Here is a 19488-nt window from a genome sequence, read left to right on the forward strand (position 1 = left end):
ATAAGCAATTATTCTCACTGCCACAATATCTTAGGCATTAATATACAGCTATTCTGAGGAGGTTTTTCCGCGCTTGTCATTTTAATTTACCTTTGCAGCATGGAATTCGACTTAATTTACCGCAAACTGCAGATTCAGGACATGAATCAAATGCAGAAATCAGTATTTACCGCAACTGAAAATAATCGTGACACCGTCCTTCTTTCACCTACAGGCTCCGGAAAAACACTCGCGTTTTTATTTGCGGTTTTGCGCAGTTTGCAAAAGAATGTTTCCGGCGTTCAAGCTATGATTTTGGTTCCTGCGCGTGAGCTTGCATTACAGATCGAACAGGTGTTCAAAGCCATGGGAACTGATTTTAAAGTTTCCATCTGCTACGGCGGACACGACAAAAAAATAGAAGTTAACAATTTAAAAGACGCTCCTGCCCTGCTTATCGGCACTCCGGGACGTATCGCTTATCACATCAGAAACGAAAATTTCGACCCGACGACCGTCCATACCTTGATTTTGGATGAATTCGATAAGGCGCTTGAACTTGGTTTTGAAGATGATATGGCTTTCATCATCCGTTCGCTGGAAAATTTAGAACAAAGAATCCTGACCTCAGCTACAGCGATGGATAAAATTCCCGATTTTGTTGGCTTGAAAGATGAAAAGATTTTAAGCTTTTTAAAATTACAGGAAGCGAAACCCGATATTCAACTCAAAAAAGTGATGACGATTTCTGAGGAGAAACTTGACACGCTTTTCAAGCTTCTTTGCCAAATCGGAAATAAACGCACCTTGATTTTCTGTAATCACCGCGATGCCGTTGATCGTATTTCCGACCTATTACGTGAAAAAGGCATTGACCGTGAAACCTTCCACGGAGGAATGGAACAGGACGAAAGAGAGCGCGCGCTGCTGAAATTCAGAAATGATTCCGCGAGAATTTTAATCACGACAGATTTAGCTGCACGAGGATTGGACGTTCCGGAAGTAGAATCGATTGTTCATTATCAACTTCCGCCAAAAGAAGACGCATTTATCCATAGAAACGGCCGCACAGCCCGTATGAATGCAAAAGGTTTTGCCTATCTGATCATGACCGAAGAGGAAAATTTTCCTTTTATTAAAAGCGACACACCGGTACAAACGGTTTCGGACCAATGCAGGATTCCGGCAAAAACACCGTTCCAAACGATTTATATCAGCGCCGGCAAGAAGGACAAAGTAAATAAAGTGGATATCGTGGGTTACCTCATCAAAAAAGGTGAACTGACGAAGGAAGATATCGGTTTGATCGAGGTAAAAGATACCACTTCTTATGTTGCGGTAAGTCGCTCAAAAGTGCGGGATCTGCTTAAAAAATTAGGCTCGGAAAAACTGAAAGGCAAAAAAGTAAAAATTGAGGTCGCTTATTAAATTCATTTTCAAATCGCTATCTTTAAAAATCAATTTGCATACTTAGATGAAACTTAATCTGCCCGACAAATTATACTATCCGATTGGTGAAGTGGCAAAAGCTTTTAACGTAAATGCCTCGCTGATACGTTATTGGGAGCAGGAATTCCCGATCATAAAGCCTAAAAAAAACAAAAAAGGCAACCGCTACTTCACTCCTGAAGACATCAAAAACCTTCAGATCATCTATCATCTTGTCAAAGAGAAAGGTTACACGCTTGACGGTGCCCGAATCGCTCTGGCAACCAACAGCAAAATCTCCGAAACCGTTTCCATCATCAGCCGTCTTGAGTTCGTAAAGGCAGAACTCGTCAAACTGAAAGACTCCTTAGTTGAAAAACCTTAGCCGTTAAAGGTTGATTATACTTCACAATGTAGGTGGTTTACACCACTGAAAATCAGCGTGTACGCGATAATTTTAAATAAAAATCGCCATGCGCCACCACATCCAACTTTCCGCCGCCAAGAACTACTTTTTAGGCTTAGCAACATCCGGTGCCATTCTGCTTACCGGTTTATACTATTTCAATTCAAAAAGTCCTTCATCTGAACCAAACCCTACAGATGTCAAATTAAATTTCGTCTCCGCAGAACAGATTCCGCTGCAGGACTTCGATCCAAATGAATTAAGTGACGTGCAGTGGGAAAATCTGGGATTCAGCACGAGACAGGTTGCCACAATTCTAAAATATAAGCAGGTTGTAGGCGGCGCTTTTGAGTCGAAGGCACAATTGAAGAAATGTTATGCGATCTCCGCAGAAAAATTTGCGCAGTTAGAACCTTACATCCTACTTCCGGAAAATTCTCAGAACAGTTATCAGAAATTCGGAAACTACAGACCTCACTACCGAAGTTATTCACCAGCAAACAATCGCAACAACCAACAACTTCATTTAACGCGAAAGTTTAATCCCGACGACCTTAGCGCAGATGATTTTGTACGGTTAGGCTTTTCGGAAAAACAGGCGAACTCGATTCTAAAATACAAACAATATCTGGGCGGCAGCTTCATCAGTAAGGAAAAATTCAGAGCCTGCTTCATGATCAGCGATGAAAAATACCGACAGATGGAGCCGTACCTGCTTCTACCCGATTCTGCTCCGGAAAACATAATGACTGTAAACAACTTCCGCCAGGCACAGCAGAAACCAACGGTTAAGTATCAGAAATTTGATCCGAACAGAACCGATTTAGCCGGTTGGATAGCTTTGGGTTTTTCGGAGAAGCAGGCGCACGTGATCATTAATTATCGTGACCGAAAACTCCGCGGCAGTTTCAAATCGCTCGAGGATATCCAAAGTTGTTTTGTAATCTCGCCAGAAAAATTTGAGGAATTAAAGCCTTATATTATATTGGATAGGGAAAATTCGACTTCAGCAAACACGCCCAAAGCATCTTTCACGTCGAAAACTTATAATAATGAGGCGTCGCCCGAAACCAAGACTGATTTTTCAAAAACCGATCTCAACCAAATCACCTTTAAGCAATTGCAGGAATTTGGTTTTGATGACAAGAGTGCCGCAATGATTTTAAGCTACCGTAAAAAACTTGGCGGTTTCGTGACCAAAGAGCAGATTGTAGATACGTATGATATCGACAGAATCTTGGCTCAGCGTCTTATTTATGTTGCGCCACTTGATATTTCATCTGTTCCAAAATACAGACTAGCAGAGGCACCCGAAGAATGGCTGCGAAATCATCCCTACTTCAAATATTCCGCTGATAAGATTATCTACTATCGCATCACCCATCCGGATGACAGGAAAATCTGGAAGTTCCTGAAGCTAAAACCAGAATATGAAACCCGGATGCGACTTTATGTACGGAATGACTGAACGTTTTTTATTTTTTAATGAATTTTAATGTTTGCTGATCGAGTTTCAGTGTATAAACGCCCGTTACCAGACGACTTACATCAATTGAATTGGCCTTTTTGAATGGATATTGAATAACACAAACTGATTTCCCGCTCGCATCGAAAATTGAAAGCGAACCGACTTTTTCCCGTGAATTACCCTCAACATACAGCGTATTTCCGGTCACCGGATTAGGATAAATTCTGAAACTGTTCTGCGGGGCGGCTGAAGCACTTCCGGTTGATAAGTTTCCGAGATTTTGACAATAATCGGCCGGGTAGGTTTGCCATTCAGAAAGCGTGAAAGTGGCATTAGGCTCAGTAACAGCATTTAGTCGGTAAAGAGACTTATTTGCCAACGTTGAATAATTGTCAGTCGCGCGTACACCAATAGCATCTACAGTTGAATTCAAATATCGCAGTTCAAGATACTGACTGCCGGAAAAGGCCATTTGCGGCGATGCCGAGACGAAACGAGCCTCCTCATTAGTAATACAGGAAAAATTAGAATATGGATTCAGTACTACGAAAGTTTCATTATGCTGAACCACGCCTTCAAGTTCATAGGGTGCCGGGAAATAGTAATTGTCATTCACACTGTTATAAAACTGAATGGTTAAGCGGTATTTGTTCAGATCTACTGCATGGCCGGTTCTGTTTGTGATTTCAATTGCGGCATTCTGGCCGGTGCCTTCCAAATATTTCGTAATCTGTAAATCCTTTGCATATGCATCAGAAGCTAGCGTTGTAACGGAAATAAGATTACTTTCCGCCGATTCCAGATAGCCGTTGTCGAACGCGCGGACGGTGAAGTTATATAGAGTTCCCGGTTGCAAATGATCCACAGTGAAGCTTGTATCCTTCGTGACACCCACCAGAAGACCATTCTGATAAATGCGGTATCCCAACACGTCCCCTGATTCGGAGGCGGACCAGTTCAGATTAACAAAATATGCACTGGTAACTGACGCCGAAAGATTTTGAACCGCTGCAGGTGCTGCCGCGTCCGGGGTCTGCGTCCAGATCACGTTCACCCATTCCGGATGGTCAATAAACGGATTTCGGTTTTTTTGGATGGCAAAAACCGAATTGTTACGGTCTATTTCCCTTTGCGAAACCGGATCCTGTGCGTGCCACTGAAGCAACATCTGAACATACCAGTTTTCAAATGCTTTTTCTTCCGTACCGTCCAGAGGGCTGGTATCATTAGCCGCTGAACTTCCGTTATAGAAATTAAATGAACTCAGTTTACCCTCATACCGTACCGCGAAATACAGCAGACTTCTGGCAACATCCCCTTTAAATTCATTGATAGGTTCATAAACTCTTCCGGTATAGCCTGAGCTTGCCGTCCCGTTTTTACTTATCTTGGAAGAATTGGTGAAAGTGTAATAGTTGGTGCTGCCCGCAACCCCATACGGATAATTACTTCGCAACTGGTTGATCCGCGCATCTGTCGGAATTACATAAAACAGGTCCGAATACATCGGGTAATTACTGTTATAGGTACTTTGTGGCATCATGTGCTCACGGTTCCAGCCTTGTCCTTCAGCAGAAGCAGAACCTATAATGTTAGCGATTGTGTATTCATATACATCTGGCCCATTTGGAATTTCCGAGTAGATATCAAGGAGAATTGTATTATTACCAGCACTGTGATCGTAATAACGGTCAAGATCGGTTTGATTATAAAATGCGGGCAAATCTCCATAATGCCACGTTATATTTTTCTTTGAGACTATTTCGTGCAGTTTACTTTTCAACGCATAGCCGGTAAGCGAGGCAGTTCCATCATAGTAGCCTGCCGGCGCCTGCGAAAATGCATAATAAGAAGTGAGGACTGATAAAAGTAAAATTCGCTTCATGTAATAATTTTAAAAAAGCTAAATTAATCATTTACAGGAAGCATGGCATCAAGTGGATACTTTATTTTAGAACGTACTTTGGACTTAATGTCACCGCTACCACTGCCGACGTACGCTTGACAAAAAAAATTATTCTGCATCCTTCATTTTAATTATCTTTGGAAACAAAACATAAGATATGAGTAGCGACATTATGGATAACATTTCAATGATTGCCGAAACTGCCAAAGATTTTGCAGAAAAGAACATTCGCCCAAGAATTATGGAATGGGACGAGAGCCAGCATTTCCCGGTTGAACTTTTTCACCAGCTTGGTGAGATGGGTTTTATGGGGATCGTAATTCCTGAAGAATACGGTGGCTCCGGTTTAGGCTATCATGAATATGTGGCCATTTTGGATGAAATTTCGCAGGTAGACCCTTCAATAGGTCTTTCAGTTGCTGCGCATAACTCCCTGTGTACTAACCATATTTACGAATTCGGAAATGAGGAACAGCGCCATAAATGGTTGCCACAACTGGCTTCCGGAAAAGTAATCGGTGCCTGGGGCCTGACAGAACACAACACAGGTTCAGATTCGGGCGGAATGAGCACAACAGCTGTAAAAGATGGCGATGACTGGGTTATCAACGGGGCGAAAAATTTCATCACACACGCGATTTCCGGCGACATAGCAGTAGTGATGACTCGCACAGGCGAAAGAGGAGCTAAAAACAATTCCACCGCTTTCGTGCTTGAAAAAGGAATGGAAGGCTTCACTTTCGGACGTAAAGAAAACAAACTCGGAATGCGTGCTTCTGAAACAGCGGAACTCATTTTCGATAATGTCCGCGTACCTGACGCCAACCGCTTAGGCGAGGTAGGTTCAGGTTTCAAACAGGCCATGAAAATTCTGGATGGCGGACGTATCTCTATCGCTGCTCTAAGCTTAGGAATTGCCCGCGGAGCATACAAAGCTGCTTTAAAATATTCACTTGAGAGACATCAGTTCGGTCAACCGATCAATCAGTTCCAGGCAGTGAATTTTATGCTTGCAGACATGGCAACTGAAATCGACGCGGCAGAATTACTTATTCAGCGTGCCTCCAATCTCAAAAACGCCAAGAAACCGATGACTAAAGAAGGTGCAATGGCTAAACTGTATGCATCTGAGGCTTGCGTGCGCATCGCAAACAATGCGGTACAGATTTTTGGAGGTTATGGTTACACCAAAGATTTCCCGGTAGAGAAGTTTTACCGCGATGCGAAACTTTGTACAATCGGCGAAGGTACTTCAGAAATTCAAAAATTGGTGATTGGCCGCGAGATTTCCCGACAATAATCAATCATAAACAATAGAAAAAACACCGGTAGCGGTGTTTTTTTTTGCTTAAACGCTAATTTCGATAAAATCATCGATTTAAACTTTTCTCTAAATTTTTTATAGTAAAACACATTATGTAATTTGTTTTTTTATATACATTTGATTTTTCTTAACGGAAACAATAATTCAAATTATTTGTATTAAATGAAAACAAAACTATTATCGCTCGCATTCGCGGCAGTAGCCGGTTTGACCTTTGGCCAAACCGGTTCTTTGTGGACTCAAACTTCCCGTTCGGCGCACGCTGAAGTCATCGGAAATAAAGTTTCCATACAGACGCCCAGGCTTTTTCAGCTTGACATTGAAGGCTTGAAACAGGCTTTAAAAAACGCTCCGAAAAAACTCGCAGCAGATGAAAAATCAGGGAAAATAATAAGTTTCCCTTCCGGTGAGGGTAATTTAGAAGATTTTAAGGTTTCAGAACAGTCGAATTTTGAACCTGCACTGGCCGCAAAATATCCGGACATCAAAGCCTATGTGGGCCAAAGCCTATCGGATCCTTCCAAAATAATTTACTTCAGTGTTTCTCCGCTCGGACTTTCGTCCATGGAAATTCATGCGGACAATTCTGCCGTGTTTATTGAGCCTTACACAACCGACGCACAAACCTATGTTGTGTACAAAAGATCTGACAAAAAAGATAATTTAAGCAAATTTGAATGTACCACGATCGATGATGTTCGGGCCCAGACCGACCTTTCAGCCAGACCGAACGCAGACGACGGTTTACTTCGTACTTTCAGGCTCGCGCTTTCGTGCACAGGAGAATATGCCGTTTATTTTGGCGGAACAAAGGCACAGGCACTTGCAGCGATGAACAACACGATGACGCGCGTAAATGGCGTTTTCGAAAAAGACTTTTCGGTAAGAATGGTTTTAATCGCGAATAACGATGCCGTGATTTACACCAACGCTTCCACAGACCCCTATTCAAACGCATCATCTATGTCGCAATGGAATAACCAGCTTCAGACGACTTTGACAAATGTAATCGGTGAAGCCAACTACGACATCGGGCACCTTTTTGGTGCTTCCGGCGGGGGAGGAAATGCGGGCTGTATCGGCTGCGTCTGCGTAAACGGTTCAAAAGGCAAAGGTATAACCTCCCCTGCTGATAACATTCCGGCTGGTGATAACTTCGATATTGATTATGTTGCACATGAAATGGGTCATCAGTTTGGCGGAAACCATACTTTTACTCATTCCAATGAAGGCACAGGTGTTCAGATGGAGCCTGGATCGGGCTCCACGATCATGGGCTATGCGGGCATTACGTCGGTTGACATTCAGCCTCATTCAGACCCAATCTTTCATGCAGTGACCATTCAGCAGATCACAAATAATATTAAATCCAAAACCTGCTCAGTAAATACGCCCACAGGAAACTCAATCCCGACAGCCAACGCAGGTTCTGATTATACGGTTCCGAAAAGTACGCCTTACATGCTTACCGGAACTTCGAGTGATGCGAACGGTGATGTACTTACCTACATTTGGGAACAGATGGACAACCAAACTACATCGGCAGCGCCAAGCGCAACAAAAACAACAGGTGTGAATTTCCGCAGTTGGGTACCTACCACCTCGCCTACGCGGTACTTCCCTCGGATGCAGTCGGTTTTAGCCGGTGCAACCACCACGGCTGGGCAGGAAATTACTGTTGAGGCGCTTTCATCAGTTGCGAGAAATCTTAATTTCAGATTTACAGTTCGTGATAACCGTCCAGACGGTTCCGGAAATAATTCAGATGATGCCGTGATTACGGTGAATGCGACCGCAGGACCATTTACAGTTACTTCACAGTCTTCTGCTGTTACATACAGCGGTGGTTCTTCACAGCCAATAACATGGAACGTTGCCGGTACAACCGCCAATAATATCAATGCCGCAAACGTAGACATTCTTTGGTCAACAGACAATGGAAACAGCTGGACAACATTACTCGCAGGAACACCAAACGACGGTTCTCAAAATGTTACAATCCCGAACTCAGCTACTTCCACAGGACGAATCATGGTGAAAGGCAGCAACCACATTTTCTTTAATGTGAATAAAGCCAACATCACTGTGACCGCGGGTACTTCAGACACAGAGGCGCCAACGGCACCAACACTTGCAGCTTCCGGAACCACTCAAAATTCGACAAATCTGTCGTGGAGCGGTGCAACGGATAATGTGGGAGTTACCGGTTACGAAATTTACCGTGGTTCCACATTGCTTGGAAATACGTCAGCCACAAATTACACAGCGACAGGTCTGGCAGCATCTACTACATACACCTTTACAGTAAAAGCTATGGATGCAGCGGGCAACACTTCGGCAGCGAGCAATTCGGTTTCCGTTACCACACTTGCTCCCGCGAGTGACACCACAGCGCCAACGGCTCCCACTTTATCTGCTTTAGGAACTACATCTTCAGCCACTAATTTAAGCTGGAGCGGTGCAACTGACAATGTGGGTGTTACAGGTTACGATGTTTATCAAAATTCAGCGCTGATCGGTTCTACAGCTTCAACATCTTATTCAGTTACCGGTCTTACGGCCTCCACAAATTACAGCTTCACTGTGAAAGCTAAAGATGCAGCCGGAAATATCTCAGCAGCCAGTAACGCAGTTTCAGTTACCACGTTGAGCAACTCTGTTACTTATTGTACAGCTTCTGCAAGCAACACAGCTGATGAGCGAATTGGTAATGTGAAGTTCGGAACCATTAATAATTCATCTACCGGAACTGCCGGATATGAAAACTTCACCAACATTTCAACAAACGTAACACGCGGAACATCTTACCAGATTACAATTACACCAACGTGGACATCTACCAAGTATAAAGAAGCTTACGCGGTGTACATTGATTACAACGGAAACGGTGTCTTCACAGATTCCGGCGAGAAAGTTTGGACTAAAACAGGTTCAACCACAACTCCGGTAACAGGCAATATCACGATTCCTACTACAGCAAAAGTAGGTACCACAAGAATGCGCGTGATGATGCAGTACAATACCGTTCCTTCATCGGCTTGCGGCACTTTCACTTACGGACAGGTTGAAGACTACACGCTGAACATCGTTTCTGCCAACAGAGACGAAGACCGAATGGTTACGCCTACAACAGGACTTTCAATTTATCCAAATCCTATAAAAGGAAATATCCTGAATATCGAGAATGCGGAGTCATCAGACTTCCGAATATTCGACATGAGTGGAAAACTGATCAGCAGCGGAACCGTCACCGACCAAAAAGTGGACGTAAACCGTTTGGTAAAAGGTGTTTATATCATTCAGATTGGTAAGACTTCAAAACGTTTTATCCGCGAATAAATTAACGAAACCTTCTTTATATGAGCCGCCGCAAAGCAATTTGCGGCGGCTTTTTCATTTTAAGTTCGAATTTCTATCTTTGTTTAAATATCAATTTAAATGGATAAAATAGATTCGCTGAATCAGGTGGCTCAGTTCCACAGAACCTTTAATGCACCCATTCTCAGTTCGCCACAGATACCGTCTGCTGAAAGATGCAAACTTCGCGTCGACTTACTTCAGGAAGAACTCAATGAACTAAAAGAAGCGATTGATAATAATGATATAGTTGAGGTCGCCGACGCGCTTTGCGATTTGCAGTATGTATTAAGTGGCGCGGTCTTGGAGTTTGGGCTTGGCGAAAAATTTGTAGAGCTTTTTAACGAAGTGCAGCGTTCCAATATGTCTAAAGCCTGCGCTAATCAAATGGAAGCAGATGAAACAATAGCGTTTTATAAAGAAAAAGGAGAAGACGCCTATTGCGAAACGAGTGGTGAAAAAATCAATGTTCACCGGGTTTCCGATAACAAAGTTCTTAAAAACAAAAACTATTCTCCAGCAGATCTTAAAAGCATCCTAGACCTTACTCCAGCAAAAAATTTAAGTTAATGAGAAAATTTTCAACGCTTATATTCGCGGCCACCCTCACGCTTACGTCAGTGTCGTGCAGCAGCCAAAAAACGGTGGTAAACCGCGAAGTGGAAAGTACCTCCGACGGCAAAATGCTTCTCGGTCCGCAGACCAAAAACCAACTGCTGAAATCTCCATACAGCGAGTGGTACACTCCGGAATTTGAGGGATACAGCGTGGATGAAAACGCAATCGCTGAACTTCGGAAAGAAAAACTTAGCAGCTATAATCTTACGGTGGTGATGGGAACGTGGTGCGAAGACAGCCACCGACAGGTACCAAGGCTGATGAGAATTCTGGAGACCTTGAAATTCCCCGAAAACAAACTTACAATGATAGGCGTAAACCGCAAGAAAGAAGCGCCAGGCGGTGAAGAAGGCCTGCTTAATATTCAGTTTGTACCGACCATTATAGTTCAGAAGTACGGCAAGGAAATCGGCCGCATCGTTGAAAATCCGCAAAGCGGCTACATTGAGCGCGACCTGGTTGAAATTCTTAAAAAAGACAATTCCACGATTAAAGAAATATTCAAATAGTGAAAAATTATTCGAAAATATTACCTTTTATTATCGGGGCAGCGGCAATGCTGCTGATGGTGCTGATCTATAATTCACTTTCCAAAAGAACCGAGGATAAGATGCAGAATGATTACTACATCATCACCAACCAAATCCGAAAGATGAATAAAATGGTCGTAATGGAGCAGGATTTCTCAAGCATGCAAAAAACAAAAGTGACATCTCAACTTTTGGGCGGCATGCTGCCAAACATCGAAAAAGAGCTCATCACATTCACAAAAACGAATGCGCAGGTTTCTTACGATTTAAATAAAATGAAACTTGAAGTTGATTCCGTGAACCGCAAAGTTATCATCCGCGAACTTCCGGCGGCAGATATCAGGATCATCCCGAGTGTCGAAATACAGTCTATGGACGATTCTTTCCTCGACCGTTTCAATGAAAAAGACCTGCAGAAAGTGACGAAATCGGCGAAAGACAATGCGTACCAGACCGTAAACCAGCAGCGCCTGCGCGCCGAAGGCCGCAAACAATTACTTGAAAACCTGGATCAGCTTTTCGTTTTGGCAAGGGCTTTGAACTACGAAATCGAAGACCAAACCGGTCAGATCGACACCACAAAACTCTAAAAACTTTACTCATGATTCCTGAAAAAAACCACGACAAAAAAACACCTTCAGAAGTAAAAAAGGAAAATCAGGATCTGCCGAATATTCCGGCTTCTTCCGAAAAAATACGCTCCGAGCAGCCGACGGAGAAAGAGATAAAGCAAACATCCAAACTTCACAAAGACGGCAAAACAGAAAGTCAGGATCAAAACGAAAATTAATTTTTTCGTTTTTTTTGTGTGAACTCTGTCGAACTTTATATTTAAATACCTTCTGTAAACCACATTGTCATAATTTTTGCTGTTCCAAAGCAAAGTTTAACCTTAAAAATTAAAATTATGTCATACACAGTCGTGGGCATGTTCCCAACTACCGAAGCAGCCGAGAAAGCTTCCAGTAAACTCGCCAGTGCAGGGTTTGGAAAAGAAGATTACCAGATTTCACGCTATTCTACCACCGGCGAATACACCGAAGGCTCTGAGTTTGATGAAGACGAAAACACATCCGGATTCTGGAACTGGCTCTTCGGAGATAATGATAATGACCGCAAAAAATACAGCTACGCCGGCAGCAAAAGCAATATCGTCACCGTTTACACCAATACCAGCGACCGTGCCGAAAAAGCCCGCGACATCATGAACGACGAGGGAGCGCTGAATGTAAATGATGTCACACAGGACCGCTACATGGGCGAAGAATTTGCATCGCCTGACAACAACTTGACCGAAGACGAACGCGCAAGAATCATTGCCAAAGCCAAAAACAACCTGTATATGGTCGGTGAAAACCGCTCTTACAATTTCCGCGGACGCGGCATGAGCACCGACATGGATTCCATGGGAAATGCTGATGATTAAAGGAAACTATAGAAATAAAATCCGGACATTTTGTTCGGATTTTTTGTTTTTAGAACCCGAAGACTCTCACACTTGCCACTACCCTGCCTGCTTTCCATTGCAATCCCGCCGTGGCGGCGGGGATTTCCATTGCAATCAGGGCTAAAACATCAGGCATTTTCTCTTCCGACATACAGTGTGGACATGCTCTCTTTAAATTCAACTTTTACACCAACAAAAGTTGGAAGAAAAACCGTATTTTTGCTTCTTAAAATTTTGAGCTAAAAATGGTAAAGATCACACTTCCCGACGGGAGCGTCAGAGAATTCGAGAGCGCGGTAACGCCTCTTGACCTAGCAAAATCGATCAGCGAAGGCCTCGCCAGAAACGTAATTTCTGCAATGGTAAACGGCACACAAACCGAAATCAACACGCCGATCAGTACAGATTCTACACTTCAGCTCCTCACCTGGAATGATGATCTTGGCAAAAAAGCCTTTTGGCATTCTTCCGCTCACCTTCTCGCGCAGGCAATCGTGGAATTTTACCCGGACGCCAGACTTACTATTGGGCCAGCCATCGAAAACGGGTTCTATTACGACGTAGATTTTGGCGATGAAAGTCTTTCGGAAAAAGACTTTGAAAAAATCGAGAAAAAAATGCTCGAGAACGCGAAGAAGAATTCAACTTTCAACCTTTACGCGGTTTCCAAAGCAGACGCGCTGAAAGAATATGCCGACAATCCGTACAAAACCGAGTTGATTTCAAACCTTAATGATGGCGAAATCACGTTCTGCTCTCACGACAACTTCACCGACCTTTGCCGCGGCGGCCATATTCCTGCCACCGGAATTGTGAAAGCAGTGAAAATTCTGAACGCCGCTGGAGCTTACTGGCGCGGAGACGAGAAAAACAAGCAGCTGACACGTGTTTACGGAATTTCGTTCCCTAAGCAGAAAGACCTTACCGAATATCTCGAAAGACTTGAAGAAGCAAAACGCCGCGATCACCGTAAACTCGGTAAAGAACTTGGTATTTTCGCATTCTCAGAAAAAGTGGGCGCAGGTTTACCGCTTTGGTTACCAAAAGGCGCAGCATTAAGAAAAAAACTAGAAAACTTCTTATCCGACGCTCAGAAAAAATCGGGTTACGAGTTCGTGATGTCGCCACATATCGGTGCCAAGGAACTTTATGTAACTTCTGGTCACTGGGATAAATATGGCGCAGACAGCTTCCAACCCATCAAAACACCTAATGAAGGCGAGGAATTCATGCTGAAACCGATGAACTGCCCGCATCACTGCGAAATCTACAAAGTCGGACAGTGGTCGTACAAAGACTTGCCAAAACGATTTGCAGAATTCGGAACGGTTTATCGTTACGAGCAATCCGGCGAACTTCACGGTCTGACACGTGTCCGCGGATTTACGCAGGATGATGCGCACCTTTTCTGTACACCCGACCAGCTTTTGGCGGAATTCGAAAATGTGATCGACCTGACACTTTATGTTTTTAAATCTTTAGGATTTGAAGATTTCGTGACGCAGGTTTCACTGAGAGATCCGGACAAAAAAGAAAAATACATCGGCAGCGATGAAAACTGGAAAAAAGCAGAAGATGCAATCATTCAAGCAGCGGAAAAGAAAGGTCTGAAAACGATCGTGGAATACGGTGAAGCTGCATTCTATGGCCCAAAGCTCGATTTCATGGTGAAAGATGCGCTCGGACGCAGCTGGCAACTTGGCACCATCCAGGTAGATTATAATTTACCGGAGAGATTTGATCTTTGGTACACGGGAAGCGATAATGAAAAACACAGACCGGTAATGATTCACCGAGCGCCGTTCGGCTCGATGGAGAGATTCATCGCGATCCTGCTCGAAAACACTGCGGGCGATTTCCCGCTTTGGCTTGCACCGGATCAGTTTACCATTCTGCCAATCAGCGAAAAATATGTTGATTATGCGAAAAAAGTTTCGCAATTACTGGAAAATCACGATATTTGCGGCCTGATCGACGACAGAAATGAAAAAACCGGACGTAAGATTCGGGATGCTGAAATGAAAAAATTGCCATTTATGTTGATAGTTGGCGAAAATGAGGAGCGGGATGGCACAATTTCTGTCCGCAGAAGAAACGAAGGCGATTTGGGCACCATGAGTGTCGAAGATTTTATCGCCTACTTCCAGAAGGAAGCAAAAATTTAAGAATTAACATTAAAAATTAAACACCATAGCACAGAAATTTAACTACCGAGGCCGAGGTCCACAGCGACGCGTACAGGAAGATTTGCATCAGATTAACGAAAAGATCCGGGCAAAGGAAGTACGTTTGGTCGGCGACAATGTAGAACCCGGCGTTTATCCGCTGCAGAAAGCGCTGGAAATTGCCAAAGACCAGGAACTGGATCTTGTGGTAATCTCAGACAAGGCGGAACCGTATATTACGCGGATTCTAGACTATAAAAAATTCCTTTACGAGCAGAAGAAGAAGACCAAAGAGCTTAAAGCCAAGCAGGTGAAAGTGGTGGTAAAGGAAATACGTTTCGGTCCTCAGACTGATGAGCACGATTACGAATTCAAGAAAAAGCACGCCGAAAAATTCCTTGAAGAAGGTTCAAAACTGAAAACATACGTATTCTTCAAAGGACGTTCTATCGTTTTCAAAGATCAGGGAGAAATCCTTCTTCTGAAACTGGCGCAGGAACTGGAACATGTGGGGAAGGTAGATCAGTTGCCAAAACTGGAAGGTAAGCGGATGATTATGATGATGAGCCCGAAAAAACCGGCGAAATAGCAGTTGGCCGATGGCTTTTTGCTGATTGCCTGAAATATAAAAGAGACTTTTTCAAGTCTCTTTTTTTTGTGATAGTGTCATAATATTTGCTACTCTTCATCTTCAGCTTTCTTCTTAGATGTTAGTAAGCTAACGGCAACGGCTGTTCCTGCAGCGATGAGCGCCATTTTCAGGATAAAGCCTTTTTTGTTGTGCTTGAGTTCCGCACCCCAACCAAGTTCGTTGAAAATATTTGGAATATGACCTTTTTTGAAGTCATCCAATATTCCTTCCACTACACCCACACGGTCTGCCAGGACAAGAGGAAGCCATCTTCCGTAACTTGACTCACTGTATTTGAACGCAATTTCGCGAAGTTTTCCGTTGAGACCTTCAGGTGGTGAAGCAGTGCCGAAAACGGCTGTAAGGTTTGGCCGTTCTACGGATTTCAGGATTTCCACATCGTCTTGTTGCTGCGCTGGTCTGTCCCAGGCGTAACCTTCATGTTCTGCGTTATTGCGCTTTTTCATCGGGTAGACAGGATCATTTTCAGGATCGGCGTCTATCCCCCAACCCTTTATTTGGCTGAAATTAGCGTTTTCACTCTTTTTAAAATCGGAGGGTTTTGTTTCATCTGTAAGCATGTCGTAATATTTTTAAGTTAAAAAACCTTTTAAGCTCTCGGCGGAATCAGTACTGTTTTTATACAGCCATCAAGTTTCTGCGAAAAGATGTGGTAAGCATCAGATATTTCTTCCAGTGGAACGCGGTGCGTAATGATTTGTTTCGGATCGATGACACCGTTTTTCACATGCTCAATAAGTTTCGGCAAGTGACGTTTCACCGCGGCCTGATTCGCGCGGATGGTAATTCCTTTGTTTACTACATTTCCGATTGGTACAAGTGCATCAATCGGTCCGTATACACCGACAATTGAAACAATACCCCCTTTCTTGACGGAGTTGATCGCCCAATGCAGCGCCGTAGTAGAACCTCCCTGCAGAAGCAATTTTATACCCAGTAACGTATTCATCCTGTTTCCTTTGGCCTCGCAGCCTACGGCATCGATACAGACATCTGCTCCAAGCGAGTCGGTTTGAGTTTTAATGAAGACAACCGGATCCCCGATACTTTTAAAATTATAAGCTTCACATTGCGCATATTTTGCTACGAAATCGAGTCTATATTCCAAATGGTCGATTACGATAACCCTTCTGGCGCCAAAGAGCCAGGCACTTTTAGCAGCCATAATACCGATTGGTCCAGCTCCAAAGACAACAACCGTATCGCCTTTCTGTATTCCGGCCATTTCGGCGGCCTGATAACCGGTCGGTACTACATCGGTTAGAAGTACAGCGTCATCAGGATCCATCCAGTCTGGAATTACGGTCGGGCCCACGTCCGCGTACGGTACCCTTGCATATTCTGCCTGTCCGCCCTGGAAACCTCCGGCGGTATGCGAATATCCAAAAATCCCACCTACGGCGGTAGCGCTTGGGTTTGATTCGTGGCAGTTACCGTAAAGTTCCTGCTTGCAGAAGGCGCATTTGCCACACGAAATATTAAACGGGACCATAACTTTATCGCCCACTTTAAGTTTTTGGACGCCGGATCCTACTTCCACAACTTCACCGATGAATTCATGGCCGAAAGTGGTGCCCACACGGGTATCGGGAACAAGGCCGTGATACAGATGAAGGTCGGAGCCGCAAATACAGGATCTGAGCACCTTTACTATAGCGTCTTCCGGATGCTCGATCTGTGGCTCCGGCATATTGCGGTCGGGACGGACGCGAAAAGGTCCGCGGAAATTCATTGCTAACATATTTGTTTATTTTTTTGGTGATTGAATCTTCATGCATCAAAAAAAAGACCGCGAAACCAGAAATAATCATTATTTATGATTTTTTAAGAGGTTAAATAGTTCAGTACAATGCCGAGCAAATCAAATGCAGCACGTACCGCGGACCGTGAATTTTTAAATCCAATTAAGTGTTTCGGCTATAAAAGGGATAAAGTGTAAATATTTTTGTCTGAAATGATTTGCACCGTCTGCGTGAGGGATCGCAGCGGTTACTCCTCGCGGCGGCGGGCCGACAGGCCTGCCGACGCGAGGAGTATGAGCGCCCGACGCAAGTGAGGAAGTGGCCCCGGCAAAGGACGCAAGCCCGTGCCGGGAAAACGACCGAGCGCGCGGCACGCCCAAAAACTTAAGCAACACCACTTTCCTATTACAACAAATTGTTGTACTTTTGCACCCTGAATTGTAGTGTAACACCCCAAGGTGCCGCGACAACAGAAAACAGGATTGATAACAAACAGATAAATTAAGCAAAATGCCAAAATTAAAAACTAAATCAGGTGCTAAGAAGCGTTTTAAGCTGACCGGAACCGGGAAGATTAAAAGAAAAGGTGCTTTCAAAAGCCACATCTTGACGAAAAAAGAAACTAAGCAGAAGAGAAATCTTACGCAAACTTCTTACGTTGCTACCGTGGATGAGAAAAGCGTACTCCGCCAATTAGCCATTAAGTAGTTTTTATAAATCAACCGGTTTATAAGAATTCAAAAAAAATTCAGAAAATTTAACCCTGAAACGGTGCAGAAAAGTGTAATGAAATAATTTACCGCCCTTTTCAAAAAAAACAAATTCAATTATGCCAAGATCAGTAAATGCCGTAGCTTCCAGAGCTCGCAGAAAGAAAGTAATGAAGCAGGCTAAAGGTTTTTTCGGTAGAAGAAAGAACGTTTGGACTGTAGCTAAAAACGCCGTGGAAAAAGCAATGCAATACGCTTACCGCGGTAGAAAAGAGAAGAAAAGAAATTTCCGTAGCCTTTGGATCATGCGTATCAACGCGGGTGCAAGAGAACACGGGATGTCTTACTCCCAGTTTATGGGCGCTCTGAAAAGCAACAATATCGAACTGAACAGAAAAGTTTTAGCAGATTTAGCAATGAATCACCCTGAAGCTTTCAAAGCAGTTGTAGATCAAGTAAAATAAGTACAATTTTTTGTTATCAATTATTAAATCCTGAACTTCGGTTTAGGATTTTTTATTTTAATTTTACGCCCATAAAAATCCGTCCTGTGAAAAAGACTTTCATCGCTTTAGCTATTGTATTTACCGCTTTCGTATTTGGCCAAACTATTCCGGTTTACCAGTCGAGAGTAGATCTTGTTTCTGCAACTAATATCAATAATTTCCTTTCGGAATTCGAAGCGCTGGGCGTGAAAACAACGGGCAGCACCGCGAACGCAAATACACTTGCCTGGCTGAAAAATAAATACACGGAGTTTGGATACAGCGCGTCATCTATCCAAGAACAAAACTGGACGCAGAGTGGCTACACCAGCAAAAACCTGATCGTTAGCAAGACCGGGACTGGAAGCAATGCATCAAAATTTATCATCGTTTGTGGGCATTTTGATACCATCGTGGGACGCGGAACGAATGACAACGGCTCCGGCGTCGCACTAATATTGGAACTGGCCCGGATTTTAGCTACCGTGCCCACGGATTATTCTATTAAATTCATCAACTTCTCCGGTGAAGAACAGGGTTTGCTGGGAAGCCGGGCGTATGTGGCGAGTACACTTGTTCCGTCTCTTGCAGACACCGCTTTCATACTTAACATTGATGAAATTGGCGGCGTAACCACCAAAGCGAACACCACGGTGACCTGCGAAAGCGACCAAACCAGTGCGGGCGGAACCGCGAACAATGCCCCAAGTCTCGCAATTACCACCAACTTGGCCACATACATCCGGAATTACAGCAGTCTGCAAACCACGATGTCATATGCCTACGCCTCTGATTATATGCCTTTTGAACAAAAAGGCTACGTAATCACGGGTCTGTTTGAAACCAATGAGACTCCGCACAAACATTCTTCTACGGACCTCAAAAGTAATATGGATCCGGCGTATGTCACTAACATCACCCGCGGCGTTGTAGGTGCCATGCAGCATTTCGCAGGCGCTTCAACTGACCCAACTCCACTTTCGACAGTTTCAGCAAATATTTCGGAGCGCGTAAGTCTTTACCCCAATCCTGCACAAGACAATGTAAACGTAGGTGTAGATGCAAAGTATTTCAAAGTATTCATCTCAGATCTTACCGGAAAACGGGTTTTACAGTCAGAAAATCAGCAGAACATTGATATTTCAGCATTGACAAACGGCGTTTACATCCTGACGACGCAGATTGGCAACGAGTCTGTGAGTAAAAAGCTTATCGTAAAAAAATAGATTTAGTTTATTTTAAAAACTTAAAGCAGGAAGTAAATCTTCCTG

General features: G+C 43.7%; 18 protein-coding genes. 15 read left to right on the top strand and 3 right to left on the bottom strand.

The genetic code is table 11. The annotated features are described in order from the left end of the window. Positions 1-99 precede the first annotated feature (99 nt). The 3 genes from QEP06_RS03145 to QEP06_RS03155 all read left to right on the top strand — a co-directional run bounded on the left by QEP06_RS03145 (position 100) and on the right by QEP06_RS03155 (position 3281). Complete coding sequence (locus QEP06_RS03145) at positions 100-1407, top strand: DEAD/DEAH box helicase (RefSeq protein ID WP_285269033.1); 1308 nt, start codon at positions 100-102, stop codon at positions 1405-1407. A 46-nt stretch (positions 1408-1453) separates the two neighbouring features. Then, on the top strand, positions 1454-1792 hold the full coding sequence (locus QEP06_RS03150; RefSeq protein WP_285269034.1) for a MerR family transcriptional regulator: 339 nt from the start codon (positions 1454-1456) through the stop codon (positions 1790-1792). A gap of 88 nt (positions 1793-1880) precedes the next feature. Beyond that, positions 1881-3281, top strand: coding sequence for a ComEA family DNA-binding protein (locus QEP06_RS03155; RefSeq protein WP_285269035.1), 1401 nt, complete (start codon positions 1881-1883; stop codon positions 3279-3281). A gap of 7 nt (positions 3282-3288) precedes the next feature. Here QEP06_RS03155 and QEP06_RS03160 read toward each other — a convergent pair whose 3' ends face one another. Further along, complete coding sequence (locus tag QEP06_RS03160; RefSeq protein ID WP_285269036.1) at positions 3289-5166, bottom strand: endonuclease; 1878 nt, start codon at positions 5164-5166, stop codon at positions 3289-3291. Positions 5167-5344: 178 nt separating this feature from the next. Here QEP06_RS03160 and QEP06_RS03165 point away from each other — a divergent pair, with 178 nt between their 5' ends. From QEP06_RS03165 to infC, 9 genes are all read left to right on the top strand, one after another. Further along, positions 5345-6487, top strand: coding sequence for an acyl-CoA dehydrogenase family protein (locus QEP06_RS03165; protein ID WP_285269037.1), 1143 nt, complete (start codon positions 5345-5347; stop codon positions 6485-6487). Between the two features lie 186 nt (positions 6488-6673). Beyond that, positions 6674-9850 (top strand): reprolysin-like metallopeptidase, encoded by a 3177-nt coding sequence (locus tag QEP06_RS03170; protein WP_285269038.1) that lies wholly within the window; start codon positions 6674-6676, stop codon positions 9848-9850. 99 nt (positions 9851-9949) lie between these two features. Next, complete coding sequence (locus tag QEP06_RS03175) at positions 9950-10438, top strand: pyrophosphohydrolase domain-containing protein (protein ID WP_285269039.1); 489 nt, start codon at positions 9950-9952, stop codon at positions 10436-10438. Next, a complete protein-coding gene (locus tag QEP06_RS03180) occupies positions 10438-10995 on the top strand; it encodes a TlpA family protein disulfide reductase (RefSeq protein ID WP_251833098.1) in 558 nt (185 codons plus the stop codon). Before QEP06_RS03175 ends, QEP06_RS03180 begins: the two co-directional genes overlap by 1 nt. Beyond that, positions 10995-11606: a DUF4230 domain-containing protein gene (locus QEP06_RS03185; protein WP_285269040.1), complete on the top strand. Its 612-nt coding sequence runs from the start codon at positions 10995-10997 to the stop codon at positions 11604-11606. The genes QEP06_RS03180 and QEP06_RS03185 overlap by 1 nt, the downstream gene beginning before the upstream one ends. Before the next feature lie 11 nt (positions 11607-11617). Further along, on the top strand, positions 11618-11806 hold the full coding sequence (locus QEP06_RS03190) for a hypothetical protein (protein ID WP_285269041.1): 189 nt from the start codon (positions 11618-11620) through the stop codon (positions 11804-11806). A 117-nt stretch (positions 11807-11923) separates the two neighbouring features. Further along, positions 11924-12442: a hypothetical protein gene (locus QEP06_RS03195; RefSeq protein WP_285269042.1), complete on the top strand. Its 519-nt coding sequence runs from the start codon at positions 11924-11926 to the stop codon at positions 12440-12442. A gap of 266 nt (positions 12443-12708) precedes the next feature. Further along, complete coding sequence (gene thrS / locus QEP06_RS03200) at positions 12709-14628, top strand: threonine--tRNA ligase (RefSeq protein ID WP_285269043.1); 1920 nt, start codon at positions 12709-12711, stop codon at positions 14626-14628. Between the two features lie 82 nt (positions 14629-14710). Further along, positions 14711-15217, top strand: coding sequence for a translation initiation factor IF-3 (infC, locus tag QEP06_RS03205; protein WP_285269044.1), 507 nt, complete (start codon positions 14711-14713; stop codon positions 15215-15217). A gap of 89 nt (positions 15218-15306) precedes the next feature. Here infC and QEP06_RS03210 read toward each other — a convergent pair whose 3' ends face one another. Both QEP06_RS03210 and QEP06_RS03215 read right to left on the bottom strand, forming a co-directional pair. Continuing rightward, positions 15307-15840 carry a hypothetical protein gene (locus tag QEP06_RS03210; RefSeq protein ID WP_285269045.1) on the bottom strand — a complete coding sequence of 178 codons (534 nt, stop codon included), beginning with the start codon at positions 15838-15840 and terminating at the stop codon, positions 15307-15309. 29 nt (positions 15841-15869) lie between these two features. Continuing rightward, positions 15870-17021 carry a zinc-dependent alcohol dehydrogenase gene (locus QEP06_RS03215; protein WP_285269046.1) on the bottom strand — a complete coding sequence of 384 codons (1152 nt, stop codon included), beginning with the start codon at positions 17019-17021 and terminating at the stop codon, positions 15870-15872. Between the two features lie 511 nt (positions 17022-17532). Here QEP06_RS03215 and rpmI point away from each other — a divergent pair. From rpmI to QEP06_RS03230, 3 genes are all read left to right on the top strand, one after another. After that, on the top strand, positions 17533-17730 hold the full coding sequence (rpmI, locus tag QEP06_RS03220; protein ID WP_088358204.1) for a 50S ribosomal protein L35: 198 nt from the start codon (positions 17533-17535) through the stop codon (positions 17728-17730). Between the two features lie 121 nt (positions 17731-17851). Further along, positions 17852-18196 carry a 50S ribosomal protein L20 gene (gene rplT / locus QEP06_RS03225; RefSeq protein WP_251833090.1) on the top strand — a complete coding sequence of 115 codons (345 nt, stop codon included), beginning with the start codon at positions 17852-17854 and terminating at the stop codon, positions 18194-18196. 86 nt (positions 18197-18282) lie between these two features. Further along, positions 18283-19443, top strand: coding sequence for a M20/M25/M40 family metallo-hydrolase (locus QEP06_RS03230; protein ID WP_285269047.1), 1161 nt, complete (start codon positions 18283-18285; stop codon positions 19441-19443). The last annotated feature ends 45 nt before the right edge of the window (positions 19444-19488 follow it).

The sequence above is a fragment of the Kaistella rhinocerotis genome, assembly GCF_030243905.1.
GTDB lineage: Bacteria > Bacteroidota > Bacteroidia > Flavobacteriales > Weeksellaceae > Kaistella > Kaistella rhinocerotis.

What these genes read in the sequence shown, in the direction of transcription:
- QEP06_RS03145 (WP_285269033.1), top strand. Translation starts at nt 100, where the DNA reads ATGGAATTCGACTTAATTTACCGCAAACTGCAGATTCAGGACATGAAT.
- QEP06_RS03150 (WP_285269034.1), top strand. Translation starts at nt 1,454, where the DNA reads ATGAAACTTAATCTGCCCGACAAATTATACTATCCGATTGGTGAAGTG.
- QEP06_RS03155 (WP_285269035.1), top strand. Translation starts at nt 1,881, where the DNA reads ATGCGCCACCACATCCAACTTTCCGCCGCCAAGAACTACTTTTTAGGC.
- QEP06_RS03160 (WP_285269036.1), bottom strand. Translation starts at nt 5,166, where the DNA reads ATGAAGCGAATTTTACTTTTATCAGTCCTCACTTCTTATTATGCATTT.
- QEP06_RS03165 (WP_285269037.1), top strand. Translation starts at nt 5,345, where the DNA reads ATGAGTAGCGACATTATGGATAACATTTCAATGATTGCCGAAACTGCC.
- QEP06_RS03170 (WP_285269038.1), top strand. Translation starts at nt 6,674, where the DNA reads ATGAAAACAAAACTATTATCGCTCGCATTCGCGGCAGTAGCCGGTTTG.
- QEP06_RS03175 (WP_285269039.1), top strand. Translation starts at nt 9,950, where the DNA reads ATGGATAAAATAGATTCGCTGAATCAGGTGGCTCAGTTCCACAGAACC.
- QEP06_RS03180 (WP_251833098.1), top strand. Translation starts at nt 10,438, where the DNA reads ATGAGAAAATTTTCAACGCTTATATTCGCGGCCACCCTCACGCTTACG.
- QEP06_RS03190 (WP_285269041.1), top strand. Translation starts at nt 11,618, where the DNA reads ATGATTCCTGAAAAAAACCACGACAAAAAAACACCTTCAGAAGTAAAA.
- QEP06_RS03195 (WP_285269042.1), top strand. Translation starts at nt 11,924, where the DNA reads ATGTCATACACAGTCGTGGGCATGTTCCCAACTACCGAAGCAGCCGAG.
- thrS (WP_285269043.1), top strand. Translation starts at nt 12,709, where the DNA reads ATGGTAAAGATCACACTTCCCGACGGGAGCGTCAGAGAATTCGAGAGC.
- QEP06_RS03210 (WP_285269045.1), bottom strand. Translation starts at nt 15,840, where the DNA reads ATGCTTACAGATGAAACAAAACCCTCCGATTTTAAAAAGAGTGAAAAC.
- QEP06_RS03215 (WP_285269046.1), bottom strand. Translation starts at nt 17,021, where the DNA reads ATGTTAGCAATGAATTTCCGCGGACCTTTTCGCGTCCGTCCCGACCGC.
- rpmI (WP_088358204.1), top strand. Translation starts at nt 17,533, where the DNA reads ATGCCAAAATTAAAAACTAAATCAGGTGCTAAGAAGCGTTTTAAGCTG.
- rplT (WP_251833090.1), top strand. Translation starts at nt 17,852, where the DNA reads ATGCCAAGATCAGTAAATGCCGTAGCTTCCAGAGCTCGCAGAAAGAAA.